At 67.7% G+C, this 13,361-nt stretch carries 14 protein-coding genes and 1 pseudogene; 1 reads left to right on the top strand and 14 read right to left on the bottom strand.

Annotated features, from left to right (window positions below; translation table 11 throughout):
- Nucleotides 1–15: 15 nt before the first annotated feature.
- Genes hemB through B4M62_RS07345 form a run of 6 tightly spaced genes read right to left on the bottom strand, consistent with a single transcriptional unit; the run spans nucleotide 16 to nucleotide 6,010 of the window.
- Complete coding sequence (gene hemB, locus B4M62_RS07370) at nucleotides 16–1,014, bottom strand: porphobilinogen synthase (RefSeq protein ID WP_290706414.1); 999 nt, start codon at nucleotides 1,012–1,014, stop codon at nucleotides 16–18.
- 42 nt (nucleotides 1,015–1,056) lie between these two features.
- Complete coding sequence (locus tag B4M62_RS07365) at nucleotides 1,057–2,700, bottom strand: bifunctional uroporphyrinogen-III C-methyltransferase/uroporphyrinogen-III synthase (protein WP_290706324.1); 1,644 nt, start codon at nucleotides 2,698–2,700, stop codon at nucleotides 1,057–1,059.
- A 43-nt stretch (nucleotides 2,701–2,743) separates the two neighbouring features.
- The gene (hemC, locus tag B4M62_RS07360; RefSeq protein WP_290706323.1) at nucleotides 2,744–3,676 is read right to left on the bottom strand and encodes a hydroxymethylbilane synthase; all 933 of its coding nucleotides are present in this window, start codon (nucleotides 3,674–3,676) and stop codon (nucleotides 2,744–2,746) included.
- On the bottom strand, nucleotides 3,670–5,046 hold the full coding sequence (locus B4M62_RS07355; RefSeq protein ID WP_290706322.1) for a glutamyl-tRNA reductase: 1,377 nt from the start codon (nucleotides 5,044–5,046) through the stop codon (nucleotides 3,670–3,672). Before B4M62_RS07355 ends, hemC begins: the two co-directional genes overlap by 7 nt.
- A gap of 7 nt (nucleotides 5,047–5,053) precedes the next feature.
- A complete protein-coding gene (locus B4M62_RS07350; RefSeq protein WP_290706321.1) occupies nucleotides 5,054–5,710 on the bottom strand; it encodes a redox-sensing transcriptional repressor Rex in 657 nt (218 codons plus the stop codon).
- A gap of 51 nt (nucleotides 5,711–5,761) precedes the next feature.
- A complete protein-coding gene (locus B4M62_RS07345; RefSeq protein WP_290706320.1) occupies nucleotides 5,762–6,010 on the bottom strand; it encodes a glutaredoxin family protein in 249 nt (82 codons plus the stop codon).
- Nucleotides 6,011–6,090: 80 nt separating this feature from the next.
- Between B4M62_RS07345 and B4M62_RS07340 the strand changes: the two genes are divergently transcribed.
- A complete protein-coding gene (locus B4M62_RS07340) occupies nucleotides 6,091–7,233 on the top strand; it encodes an HAD family hydrolase (protein WP_290706413.1) in 1,143 nt (380 codons plus the stop codon).
- Nucleotides 7,234–7,248: 15 nt separating this feature from the next.
- On the opposite strand, the gene B4M62_RS07335 is transcribed toward B4M62_RS07340, so the two are convergent.
- The 8 genes and pseudogenes from B4M62_RS07335 to B4M62_RS07300 form a co-directional block, all read right to left on the bottom strand.
- A complete protein-coding gene (locus tag B4M62_RS07335) occupies nucleotides 7,249–8,379 on the bottom strand; it encodes a lysophospholipid acyltransferase family protein (protein ID WP_290706319.1) in 1,131 nt (376 codons plus the stop codon).
- Nucleotides 8,380–8,497: 118 nt separating this feature from the next.
- On the bottom strand, nucleotides 8,498–9,556 hold the full coding sequence (locus B4M62_RS07330) for an NAD-dependent epimerase/dehydratase family protein (RefSeq protein ID WP_290706318.1): 1,059 nt from the start codon (nucleotides 9,554–9,556) through the stop codon (nucleotides 8,498–8,500).
- Nucleotides 9,557–9,593: 37 nt separating this feature from the next.
- Complete coding sequence (locus B4M62_RS07325) at nucleotides 9,594–9,695, bottom strand: 30S ribosomal protein bS22 (RefSeq protein WP_003402602.1); 102 nt, start codon at nucleotides 9,693–9,695, stop codon at nucleotides 9,594–9,596.
- Nucleotides 9,696–9,874: 179 nt separating this feature from the next.
- Complete coding sequence (locus tag B4M62_RS07320) at nucleotides 9,875–10,099, bottom strand: helix-turn-helix domain-containing protein (protein ID WP_290706317.1); 225 nt, start codon at nucleotides 10,097–10,099, stop codon at nucleotides 9,875–9,877.
- Nucleotides 10,100–10,301: 202 nt separating this feature from the next.
- Nucleotides 10,302–11,159, bottom strand: coding sequence for a pyrroline-5-carboxylate reductase (proC, locus tag B4M62_RS07315; protein WP_290706316.1), 858 nt, complete (start codon nucleotides 11,157–11,159; stop codon nucleotides 10,302–10,304).
- Between the two features lie 35 nt (nucleotides 11,160–11,194).
- Entirely contained in the window at nucleotides 11,195–12,067 is an 873-nt protein-coding gene (locus B4M62_RS07310; protein ID WP_290706315.1) for a thioesterase family protein, read from the bottom strand.
- Nucleotides 12,064–12,960 (bottom strand): sugar phosphate isomerase/epimerase family protein, encoded by an 897-nt coding sequence (locus B4M62_RS07305; RefSeq protein ID WP_290706314.1) that lies wholly within the window; start codon nucleotides 12,958–12,960, stop codon nucleotides 12,064–12,066. Before B4M62_RS07305 ends, B4M62_RS07310 begins: the two co-directional genes overlap by 4 nt.
- Nucleotides 12,957–13,361, bottom strand: a pseudogene (locus tag B4M62_RS07300) (hypothetical protein); the annotation flags it as partial. The pseudogene B4M62_RS07300 and the gene B4M62_RS07305, both read right to left, overlap by 4 nt.

The raw sequence follows: 13,361 nt of genomic DNA, 5'->3' as shown, positions 1-13,361 counted from the left end.
CTACTTACCGGCGCGTCACCGCAGCCAATCGGCGACTTCGGCAGCCCAGTACGTCAGGACTACCGACGCGCCGGCCCGCCGGATCGACGTAAGCGACTCCAGGATCGCCGCACGACGGTCGATCCACCCCCGCTCGGCCGCGGCGGTGATCATCGAGTACTCGCCGCTGACCTGATAGGCCGCCACCGGCACCGTCGTCGACGCCGCGACGTCGGCGAGCACGTCGAGGTATCCCATCGCCGGTTTCACCATCACCGCGTCGGCCCCCTCGGCAAGATCGAGTTCCAGTTCGCGCAGCGCTTCGGCACGGTTGGCCGGGTCCTGCTGATAAGTGCGGCGGTCGCCCACCAGCGACGAATCCACAGCGTCGCGAAACGGCCCGTAGAACGCCGAGGCGTACTTGGCGGTGTACGCCAGCACTGCGGTGTCGGGGTGGCCGGCCTCGTCGAGCGCGGCACGGATGGCGGCGATCTGACCGTCCATCATTCCACTCGGCCCGAGCATGTGCGCACCGGCCCGGGCCTGTGCAACAGCCATCGCACCGTAACGGTCCAGGGTGGCGTCGTTGTCGACCCGGCCGGCCGCATCGACGACCCCGCAGTGCCCGTGGTCGGTGAACTCGTCGAGACAGGTATCGGCCATCAGGACGGTGTCATCACCGAGGTCGGCGCGCAATGCGGCCAGCGCCCGGTTGAGGATCCCATCGGCGCTGTCGGCACCAGAGCCGATGGTGTCCTTGTCCTGTGCGCACGGTACGCCGAATAGCATCAGGCCCCCGACCCCGGCGGCGACGGCCTGGTCTGCGGCCACGCGCAGCGAATCCATCGTGTGCTGCGCGACCCCCGGCATCGACACGATCGGTTTGGGTTCGGCAAGTCCGTCGGCGACGAACATGGGCAGCACCAGGTGTCTCGGCGCGACATCGGTCTGGGCGACGAGGCGACGAATGGCCGCCGTCGACCGCAGCCGTCGCGGACGCACCCTCGGCCCGGCAATGCCGTCGGGATGAGTCATCGCACTGTTATCACGTGGCGTCACAGAGTCGAGTGTAGAAACCTATGACCGCGACCGGCGCGACTTCTTGCGCGGCGGGGGCAGCGCCCCCTCGGCGCGCAGTCGCGCGGCATGCGCGGCCAGCGCCTCGACCAGGTCCGCGACGGACGCCGTCTCTGGGCGGACGTCGACGCGCAGACCGAACTCAACGGCGGTCTCTGCCGTCTTCGGGCCGATACAGGCGACGATCGTCCGGGCGTGCGGCTTGCCGGCGATACCGACGAGGTTGCGCACCGTCGAGCTCGACGTGAAGCACACGGCGTCGAACCCGCCGGTCTTGATCATCTCCCGGGTCTGCGCGGGCGGTGGTGCAGCGCGGACCGTGCGGTAGGCGGTGACATCATCGATCTCCCAGCCCCGGTCGCGTAGGCCCTCCGCGAGGGTCTCGGTGGCGATGTCGGCGCGCGGCAGCAGCACCCGGTTGACCGGGTCGAATACCTCGTCATACGGCGGGAAGTCCTCCAGCAGACCCAGCGACGACTGCTCGCCGGACGGCACCAGTTCGGGTTCGATGCCGAAGGCGCGGACGCGCTCCGCGGTGGCCTCACCGACGCAGGCGATCTTCACACCGGAGAACGCACGGGCATCCAGACCGAATTCGGCGAACTTCTCCCACACGGCGCGCACCGAGTTGGTGGAGGTGAACACCACCCACTGGTAGCGGCCGTCGACGAGTCCCTTGACCGCACGCTCCATCTGCGCCGGCGACCGCGGCGGCTCCACCGCAATGGTCGGCACCTCCTTGGGGATGGCGCCGTGCCCGACGAGGCGCTCACTCATCTCCGCGGCCTGTTCCTTGGTGCGCGGCACCAGCACCGTCCAGCCGTACAGCGCGCGCGACTCCCACCAGGAGAGTTTGCCGCGCTGCGCCACGACCTTGCCGACGGTGAGCAACAGCGGTCCAGCGAGTTCGCCACCGTGCTCGGCGGCGGTCTCCAGCGTTGCCTCGATGGTCCGCTGCGCACAGGTCGTGCCGTTAATCGTGATCGCCACCGGGGTACCCGCCGCCAACCCGCTCTCGATCAGAGCGGCCGCGGCCTGCGCCAGGTGACTGGCGGTGCCGTGCAGCACCAGCGGTCCGGGGGCGGCCGCCAGACCGGCCCAGTCGACGTCGCCGCGCACGTCGGCGACGGTGTAGCCCGAACCCAGCGGCATGCCCGCGTAGCTCGGTACGACGGCCGCGGCCGGGAGCCCGGGCAGCACCTCGAATGCGACGGAGGTCCGCGTGACCGCGGTGACCTCGGCCAGCACTGCGTTGGATGTCAGCGGGTCACCGGCAACGACCCGGACGACATCGACGCCGGCCTTCGCCGACGCGACGAGGGTCTTGGCGACATCGGCCGGGTCCCCGAGCGCGGGATGCACGCTGACCGGATCCTCGGCGCCCTCCTCGACTGCGACGTCCCCGTCGTCATCCTGGACGCGCTCGACCTCGGCGGCCTTGGTCCGACGGGGCGTGGGTGCGACCTCGGGCCGGTGGGCTGAACCGATCAGGTCCACGACGCCCGGCGGCACATCGGGATCGATGTAGGCGATTGTCGCGTTGGTCAGCACACTGCGCGCCCGGACTGTCAACAGGTCGGGGTCGCCGGGCCCGGCGCCCACGAACAGGATCCGCCCCGGGGTGACCTTTTTCGTCCGGCTCATCTACTCGCACTCTCCTACCCCCGCGGGGGTGGTAGTTCGTCAGCTAGGCCAGAAGCGATGCGGCTCCCGACTCCAACATTTCCGCAGCAAGCGCGCGCCCCACGTCCGCTGCCTGCCCGATCGGTCCGACCGCCGAACTCCGGATCACATCTGATCCGTCGACGGCTGCGACCGCTGCGCGCAGGGACAGCTCGAGGAAGACCCGACCGTCGTCATCGAGTGACTCGACGACCTCGGCGTAGGCTCCCACCGGCGCGGTGCAGCCGGCCTCCAGGGCCGCCAGCAGTGCGCGCTCGGCATCGACCGCGGCACGAGAGGACGGATCGTCCAACGTGGCGAGCGTGCTCACCAGCTGGGCATCGTCGGCACGACACTCGACGGCCAGGGCACCCTGGGCCGGTGCCGGTAGTAGCACTACCGGGTCGAACGCCTCGGCAATGACCTCGGTCCTGCCGATGCGGGCCAACCCGGCCCGGGCAACCACGACTGCGTCGAGTTCACCGTTGGCGACTTTGCCCAACCGAGAATCAAGGTTGCCTCTTAGGGGGCGAATTTCCAAACCGAGACCCGATGCTCTAAGCTGTGCGATCCGGCGGGGCGCCGAGGTGCCCACCGTCGCCCCGACGGGCAACTCGCCAAGGACCCGGTTTCCTACGCTGACCAGCGCATCTCTGGCATCCTCTCGTGGCGGGACGGCGGCTATTACGAGATCTGACTCGGGGGCGGTCGGGAGATCTTTGTACGAGTGCACCGCGACGTCGATTTCATCGTTTCGCAGCGCGATGCGCAACGCGGTGGTGAAGACACCGACACCGATCTCGGCCACAGGTGCGGCCGACAGGTCTCCCTCGGTCTTGATGATTACCAGTTCTGCGGGGTGCCCGGCATCGGTCAAGGCCTGCGCGACGTGGCCGGCCTGAGTGGTCGCGAGGAGTGACCCACGGGTTCCGACCCGGAGTACCGCCGGGGTCACCATTGCCCTTCCTGGCTGCGCCGGACGGTTGGATCGGGCAGCCGCATCGCTTCAACGTCGGATATCGACACCGATTCGGCGGCGCCGGGCCGCAGTTCGAACAGCTCGCGCAGCGCCTGCGCGTACTGGTCGCCGTTGGCCGTAGCCGCGAGTTGCTTCACCCGCACCGTCGGGGCATGGAGAAGCTTGTCGACGACGCGCCGCACGGTCTTGGCGACTTCGTCGCGCTCGGCGTCAGACATCGCCGGCAGCCGCGACTCCAGGCGCAGCATCTCTGCCTGGACGACCTCGCTGGCCCGCTGACGCAGTGCCGTCACCGTCGGCGTCACTTCGGCACGGCGCTGCGCGGCGAGGTAGTCGGCGAGTTCGGCGGCGACGATCGCACGCGCCCCCACGACGTCGGTCTCGGCCGCCTGCGTCTGTGAATCGCCGCGCAAACCTTCGATGTCGATCAGCTCGACTCCCGGTAGGCGGCCGGCCGCCGGATCGACGTTGCGAGGCAGGCCGAGATCGCAAATCACGAGCGGCGTTGCGGCAGTGCGCGCGGCGAGTGCATGGTGCACCTCGGCGACGCTGACCACCGATCCGACCGATCCGGAACAGGTCATCATGACGTCGGCGGCGGCCATCGCCTCGGACATCCCGTCGAGGCCGACCCCCACCGCCACCACATCGGGATGGTTGGCGGCGACGTTGTCGGCGAGGCGGCGGGCCTTCTCGACACTGCGGTTGACCACGGTGATCTCCGCGACGCCCTCGCGCGCCAGGTGCACCGCCGACAGGCCTCCCATGGCGCCTGCGCCAAGGACTACACCGCGCCGCAGTTCAGCATCCGAGGCCGCCAGGATTCCCCGTGCCCGGTGCAGCGCCACCGACACGACCGAGGCGCCCGCGCGGTCGATCCCGGTCTCGCTGTGCACCCTCTTGCCGACCCGCAGCGCCTGCTGCGCAAGCTCGTGTAGAACCCGGCCGGCTGTCCGGTTGGCGTCGGCGCTGGCATAGGCACCGCGGATCTGACCCAGAATCTGCTGCTCGCCGACGACCAGGGAGTCCAGCCCGGCGGCGACGGTGAAGAGGTGTTCGGCCGCCGCCTCGGAGTACCGCACGTAGGCGTGTGCAGTCATTTCGTTGATGGTCAGACCGGAATGCTCGCCGAGCACGTCGCCCACGGCTTCGAGTGCCGGGTGGAAGGCGTCGACCACGGCGTATATCTCGATGCGGTTGCAGGTGGAGACGACCATCGCCTCTGACATGGTGGGCGCCGCAAGGAGACGATCGACGATCTTCGGCCGATCATGCTCCGAAATCGCCAACCGTTCCAGCACTCCCACCGGAGCGCTGCGATGCGATACGCCGAACAACAGCACACTCACAACACGTTCACCTTTTCCCCGCCGCTGCGAACGACAGCAACTGTAGTTCCAAGGCTAGGTCAATCTGTCGGATTGATACGCCGTCTCGGGGAGTCAGGGAAACCGGCGTGACGTTGAGGATCTGCTGGACCCCGGCGGTCGCGAACGCATCACACACTTCCTGGGCGAGTTCGTCGCGGGTGGCGATGACGCCGATATCAAAGGGCTCGCCGTCGTCGCCGGTGCCGCCGATGTCGTGCAGTGGGGCGATCACCGGACCGTCCGGGGACAACCGCGCACCGACCAGGCCCGGCTCGTCGTCGAAGAGGGCGCCGACGGTGAAGCGCCGGTCGCGACCGGTGTGGGCGATCAGGGCTTGTCCGAGTGAACCGACCCCGGCCAGCGCCACCAGTTGAGCAGAATCGCTGTGCAGCGCCATCGCGACGGTCGCGATCAGCTTGTGCACCTGATAGCCGACACCGCGCACACCGTGCCCGCCGACGTACGACAGGTCCTTGCGCAGGATGAGTGGATTGACGCCCGCAACTTCGGCCAATTCAGCACTGGAGACAACCGTCACACCGTTGGCGGCGCGGTCGCGCAGCGCGGTCAGGTACGACGCCAGACGCGCGACCGACGGGCCAGGAATCCTGGCGGCCGGCCGACTTGGAGACAGCGACGTCATGCGCTCAGCGTATCTGGCGGGGTTCGTGCGGCGAGACGCAGGTATCGACGCTCACGGAGCCAGATCAGCGCGCAGGCGCCGATCGTCGACGGCCCAGTAGCTGTGCTCGACACCGTCGAGGAGGACCACGGGCAGCCGGTCGCCGTACTCAACCCGCAGTTCGGGGTCACCGGCGCCGGCCCGCTCGTCGACGTCGACCTCGTCGAAGCCCTCGCCCACCTCGTCACGAATCCGGGCCAGGTCCGCACGCGCGGCCGCGCACGCACTACACCCGCGCCGGCTCAGCAACACGATTCGCATGTCACCCTCCTCACGCCCCACAGTCTGCCATTGTGGTTAGTCTTGACTTGCCAGGCCGCAGCGAGACCGGAGTGAGCAACGTGAGTGACGACGCCAACGTGGTACCGGGTGATTTCCCCATTCGGGACCGGGACCTAGATCCCGAACCCGACCCGGACTACGACCCTGACTCGGACCCCGACTTCGAACCGGACACACCGTCCGATGAAGCCGATCCAGACGACACCTCCAGTCCGGAGGGCGCACCCGGACTGACCGCCGAGCAGAGGGGCGGCGTCGACGACAGCGGCGCTGACGTCGAGTTCGACCGCCGCGTCCGCGTCTGGGTCTCCTCGGCCAGCGGGCGGTTCCGGCAGACGGCGGCCGAATTGCGGCAAAGCCTCGCCGGTGAGGCGGCGGCGAAGGCCGCCCTGGACGCGCTGGCCGCCCGGTCGGAGTCGCGGCCCGATGGCGCGGACCTGACCGCGGCAGCGTTCTTCGACGTGGACAACACACTCGTCCAGGGCGCCTCGATCGTGCACTTCGCACGCGGTCTCGCCGCCCATCGGTACTTCTCTTACAACGATGTCATCAGCGCACTGTGGGCCCAGATCAAATTCCGGGTCACCGGCCGCGAGAATGCCGACGACGTGGCCGAGGGACGCGACAAGGCGCTGTCGTTCATCGCCGGCCGCCCCACCGCCGAACTGGTCGAACTCGGCGAAGAGATTTACGACGAGTACATCGCCGATAAGATCTGGCCTGGAACGCGCGCACTCACCCAGCGCCATCTCGACGCCGGCCAGCAGGTCTGGCTGGTGACCGCGACCCCGGTCGAACTGGCGCAGACCATCGCGACCCGGCTGGGCCTCACCGGCGCGTTGGGCACCGTTGCTGAGAGCGAGGACGGCATCTTCACCGGGCGACTCGTCGGCGACGTGCTGCACGGCCTCGGCAAAGCCCAGGCCGTGCGCTCCCTGGCCATTCGTGAAGGGCTGAACCTGCAGCGTTGCACCGCGTACTCCGACTCGCACAACGACGTTCCCATGCTGTCGCTGGTGGGCACCGCGGTCGCAATCAACGCAGATTCGGATTTGAAGGAGATCGCAAAGGTGCGCGGCTGGGAGAGCTATGACTTCCGGACCGCGCGCAAGGCCGCCAAGTACGGGGTGCCGACGGCGATCGCGCTCGGCGCTGTCGGCGGCGGCGCTGCCGCAGCACTGCGGCGGGGCCGCAAAGACTAGCCTGCGGCGGGCGCGCTATCCCAGGTAGACGCTGCCGCGGCGGGAGAGCATGCGGAAGAGGGTCTGCTGGATCTCCTCGCGCACGTGATCGGTCAGGTCGAAGACGACCAGCGGGTCGTCGGCCGCGGCCTCGTCGTACCCTTCGGTGGGGATCGGCTTGCCGAAATGAATGTGCCACTTCGACGGCAGCGGAATCATGCCCAGCGGACCGAACCACGGGAACAGCGGCGTCACCGGGAAATACGGCAGTCCGAGGACCTTCGCAAGGGGTTTGAGGTCAGCGATCATCGGGTAGATCTCTTCGGACCCGACAATCGACACCGGGATAATCGGAGCACCGGCGCGGATCGCCGTCGTCACGAAGCCGCCGCGGCCGAAGCGCTGCAACTTGTAGCGATCTTTGTACATCTTGCCGATGCCCTTGTATCCCTCCGGCCACACCGCGGTGAGTTCGCCGGCCTTCAAGAGGTACTCGGCATCGCTGGTGCACGCCAGCGTTGCCCCGATGCGGCGCGCGGTTTCGCCGATGATCGGCGAGTCAAAGGCCATGTCGGCGGCGAGCACGCGCAGGTAGCGCCCAGTGGGGTGGTTGTCGTGCACGGCAATCGAGGTCATCAGTGCGTCGATGGGGATGCTGCCGGCGTGATTGGCGACGAGCAACGCGCCGCCCTCAACCGGAAGGTTCTCCACCCCGGAAACCTCAACACGGAACCATTTCTCATAGACAGGCCGAATGGCGGGGAACCAGACGTTCTCGGTGAAATGCGGGTCGAATCCGAAGTCGTCGACTTCGTATTCGCCGGCCAGACGCTCACGCAGATATCCGGCGGTGCCGGTGAGTGCGTCGGCCACTCCCTCGCGCAGTCCGTTCAGGCTGAGCAGCGGGCTCGGCCTCGGCGGCCCGACGTGCTCGACGCCGAGCGCCTCGTTGTGGATCCTCGCGTCGTCACTGATCGGGGTGACCGCGGCCGGCCCGGTCCCGAAACCATCGGTGTTCGGGTGGCCGTCGGCCCCCGATTGCGACGGGTGGCGCAACTTGCCCGATTGTCGGCGGGCCGCAACGTCGGGGGTCTGCGCCCCGCCGGGCGTCGAATAGAGCTGGATGACTTTCGCCGTTCGTGGATCGGAGGCGCGACGACCGGACATGCGATTCCCCCCCCCCGTTGTGTGGCTGTTCGGATTGCTGACGTACTCAGGCGCTGGGCTTCAGCTTACGGGCTGGCCGCGCGCGATACACAGGTGTGCCCGACATCACAGCGGTGCGCTACCGCAGCTGGTGGACCGCCGACGCGAGACGCTGCTCCAGATCACGCCAGCGCTGCGGACTGATCACCATGTCCGAGGCTCCCCGTTCGATGAAGTCGTCGAGTGTTTCGCTCGTCGTGAATCTGGGCTCGAACCCGAGGTCGGTCCGCATCCTCGAATTGTCCAGCACCCGACCGAAGGTCAGGAAGTCCATCTGACTGGACCGGAATCGGGCGGTGCGAACGTCGGAGAACACCCCTGAGATCGGCGTCACGAGGCCGCTCGGCACCGGCAATTCGATGCGCCCGGCGCGGCGGATCGCCTGGGTGAGCGAAACGACTCCGTCCCCGGCGATGTTGTAGGTGCCGGACGGCGCAGACAAAGTGATGTGCTCGAGCGCTCCGAGTGCATCCTCTTCATGCAGGAACTGGAGGCGGGGCTGAAATCCGAACACCGTCGGCACCAGCGGTGTCGACAGGTAGGCGCCCGTTCGTGTCTGGATTCGCGGGCCGAGTATGGCTTGGAAACGCGCGATCGTCACGCCGATGTCGGGTCGACGACGAGCCAGGCCGCGCGCATATCCTTCGATATCGAGGAGGTCGCGGCCGTAGCCGCTGGTCGGCTCGCGCACCGCACGATCCCGTTCACTGAAGTACGCGGGGTCCTTGCTGCTCGCGCCGTAGACCATCGCCGTCGAGCGCAGCACCACGCGCCGCACCGATGGGCTGCGCTGGCACGCCGCGAAGACCTGCATCGCGCCCACGACGTTGAATTCCTTGATCGCCGCCGAATGTGGGGAGAGGTCCATGATCGATGTGGCGGCGTGTACCACGGTGTCCACCTCGTGCACGGCAATCGTCTTGGCGATTGTCGGGCGACGAATATCGAGGCGCAGGAACTCGGCCCGCCCCATCCGGCGGAGGAGTGCCTTGCCGGGGACTCGCGAGTCGACCGCAAGGACCTTCTCGATCTCCGGGTTAGCGGCCAGCCGGGTCACCAGATAGCCGCCCAAGAAGGTGGACGCACCCGTGACGAGTACGACGCGCGGGGTGGCAGTGGTGCCGCTGTCCTGCGCCATGACCCTCTCCCTTACTCAGACGATCCCGGTGCGGAGACTACTTGCCGAGTTTGCGACGCTGCACTCGGGTGCGACGGAGCAGCTTGCGGTGCTTCTTCTTCGACATGCGCTTGCGACGCTTCTTGATGACAGAACCCATGAGGGAATTTTCCTTACTTTGCTCATTCTCCGGACCGACAGGCGGCCGCGGCGGGAATGACGCTACTTTACCGGGCTGGCGCGGACCGACCCTAATCGCGTCCGCGCAAACCTCACGACGAAGCCCCGGCCGAACCCATTCGGCCGGGGATCTGACCAAATCTGAACCAGCGCTGTCGCCTAGCCGACGTCGAAGTACGACGTCTCCAGGTAGTCGTGTACCGCCTTGGCGTGAACGCGGAACGAGCGGCCGACGCGAACAGCCGGGAGCTCGCCGTTGTGAACCAGGCGGTAGACGGTCATCTTGGAGACGCGCATCAGCGCAGCCACCTCGGCAACGGTGAGGAACTGCGAACCAGTCGCGCTTCCGCCGGTGCGGTCACCGGACATATCTGCAGGTGCCATTGATACTCATACCTCTCACAGCACGAGTCGTGGCCGTTGGCTTCCCCTCCGACGGACATCTGACACGCACGTGCTGAAGCAAGCTTAGCGTGGCTGATGTGAAAATAGCGACGGGAGTTGCGCCCAGGTAGTGATTTGTTGCCGGAGCGTGGCCGAATCCGGCGAGTCACCAGGGCATTCACCCCCCGGTGATGCTATAGGGTCAGCCGCGGAAGCCGCCATCGTTACCAGCAGAACCCTCAAGCTCGGGTCGACGGCTGAGTTGAGCGCTCCGCCCCGCGGCCGCCGCGGTGGCCGCGTACATCGCCGACCGCACCCCCCCGCGCTCCAACTCGGTGATCGCAGCCGCGGTAGTGCCGGCCGGCGAGGTCACCGCCGCCCGAAGGTCCGTCGCCGTCATACCGGTGTCGGTGAGCATCACCCCCGCGCCCCGGATCGTCTGTTTGGCCATTGCGGCTGCTTGGGCGCGGGTCAGGCCCAGTGCGACGCCGGCGTCGATCATGGTCTCGGCCAGCAGGAACACATAGGCCGGACCCGAACCGGAGATCGCGGTGACCGCGTCCATCAGGTTCTCCGGCACGACCATGACCTTGCCCACGGTGGCCAACAATGCGCTGACCGTCTGGACCTGCTCGGCAGTCGCATACCGTCCGGTCGACAACACACTCATCGCCTCGTTGACCAACAGCGGCATATTCGACATCACGCGGATCACCGGCGAACCGGCCGGTAGCGCGTTCTCGAACTTCGCAGCGGGGATCCCCGCCACCAGCGTCACCGTCACCCGCTCGACATCGTTGTTGTCCTCGAGCTTGCCCAATGCCGCCAACACACCGTCGACCCCGTCGGGTTTGACGGCGACCACGACGATCCGGGCATGCTCCACCGCGGTGGCGAGGTCGGTGACCAGCACCTTGTACTCGTCGGCGATCTCCGCAGCCCGAACCGCCGAGTGTTCGACGATCGCGAGGTCGCGGGTCGGCTTGCCCGACGCCAGCAGTCCGGCAAGCAGTGCCTCGCCGATCTTGCCTGCGCCGATGATTGCTACGCGCTCGGACATGGGTATCTCCATTCTGAACTGGCTGGCGCTCGGAATCAGCCGAAGGCCGGGGCCGGAATGAGTGCCAACTGGCGTGATTGCCCCACGATGACGCCGGTTGAGTCAATCACAGTGTGGTCGGACTCGAACATCCCCTGGCCAACCTCGATGCTGGAATTCGCGACCCGCAGCCACGAACCGGGCGCCCCGGCCGGGACCCGTCGCAGGTAGGTCGAGAGCGTCACAGTGGGCGCCCAGCCGAAGATGCCCAGATTCATCACGACCGGCGGCGAGACATCGCAAACCGTCGTGACGAACGGCAGGTGCGCCGCACCGGCCTTCGGACGCACCCACCCGCGGATGACCGGCTCGCCCCGACCGCCGATCGCCGCCGGAAAAGTCTCCGGGTCGATGGCGTAGTCGAGGACCGGACCGAGGTGCATGATCTCGCTCATCGGCGAGTGATCGAGGTAAATGGCATCCGCTGTCGGCGCGGGTGGCAGATCGCGCAGCGGGATCGGCGCCGACCGATGCGGCTTCCCCTGATCGAGCACACCGAACACCACTGTCGTAGCGATCATGGTGCGCCCCTCCTGCACCAGATCCACCTCGACGACCGATACCGTGCGACCGCGTTTGATCAGCCGGGCGCACAACTCGACCCGGTCAGGTCTCGGCGCACTGAGGTACGTACTGGTCAGCGCAACCGGCACCGGGTCGCCGGCGCCGGCACGGATCAGCGGCGGCGCCGACGACCCGGTCCACTCCAGGAACGCCGCGTGCGCCGCGTTGGCGGCGAGCATCTGCGCGCTGCCACCGTGCACCTTCGGCCCAATCGTGTACACCGGGTCGATAGTCGCGGCATAGGTGATCATCGCCTCGTCGCGCCCGATGACCGCCAGGGCCAGCACATCATCGATCTGCGTCACGGCTGTCGCTCCCAGGTGACCTCGACGACGTCATCGGACAGTCCCGGGCGACGCAGATGCGTGCGGGCGAAATCGAGCGACCGGGCCAGCATCGCGGCACGCTCGATCTTGTTGCGCGCGCTGCTCGTCGTTACCTCCAGGACCACCGCCCCGTCGAACTCGCTCGCGGCGATCCGCCGGCAGATCTCGCTGCAGGGCTGGCTGCCGTCGCCCGGAATCAGATGCTCATCGTGAGCGGCGCCCTCGCCGTCGGTGAGATGCAGATGACGCATCCCCGACGCCATCCGCTCAAACATCGCCAGTGCGTCCATCCCGGCGGTGGCGGTGTGCGACAGGTCTAGGGTGTAGTTCGCGTACCCGTCGTCTGTCGGGTCGATGGACTTTCCGTACGCCGACGCGGCGAGTCCGGCGGTGCCCCCGCGGGCCTGTAGCCGCTTCACCGAGCGCTCCCCCGCGCCGAAGAAGCGGTCCGCGCGCAGCGGGAACATGTTCTCCACGGCGACGGCGACGTCGCTGTCGGATTCGAGTTCGCCGACGAGGTCCTCAAATGCCGCGACGTATGAACGCTGCCAGCGGAACGGTGGGTGCACGACGACGGTCGGCGCACCCAGTCCTTCGGCTGCCTCGACTGATCGGGCGAGTTTCACGATCGGATCACGGCCCCACACACGCTGCGAGATCACCAGACATGGCGCATGCACGGACAGGACCGGCATCTGGTACGCGTGCGACAGCGCCTCGACCCGCCCAATGTCCTGGCTGACCGGGTCGCCCCACACCATTACTTCGACACCGTCGTACCCCAGGTCGGCGGCGTAGGCGAATGCGGCTTCAATGTTCTGCGGGTAGACCGACGCCGTCGACAGCCCGACCGGAACCTCTTCGAGGATCACGAGGTGGCCAGGAAGATGAGTGGTCCCAGGGTGAGGAACAGGCCGACCCCCAGTGCGAGCAACGTGGTGGGCAGGTCGTGGCGGCGCCGCACGAGGTGCACGAGCGTCACGATGCCGAAGATGACGACAGCAGACAGCACCAGGGCGAAATAGACGTTCCACCGCCACAGCTGGACGAATCCCCAGAATCCGGCCGCCCCCAGAATGAGACCCGCGATCGCCTGTCCCACGATGATGAGCCACTGCATCGCCGGCGAGTACCTCGATGCCAGCGGGGCCTCGTCGACGACGGCCGTATCGGACGACTCGCCGGTGATCCGGGCGCGCCGCGGCTTCTTCGGACGGCCGGACTCCGGCGCCGGCTCAGCAGCCGGGGAACTGGCGCGCTGCACCTGCGCGGC

The organism is Gordonia sp. UBA5067 (assembly GCF_002414845.1).
In the GTDB taxonomy this organism is placed as follows: Bacteria; Actinomycetota; Actinomycetes; order Mycobacteriales; family Mycobacteriaceae; genus Gordonia; species Gordonia defluvii.
This window is presented reverse-complemented; position numbering and strand designations above follow the sequence as displayed.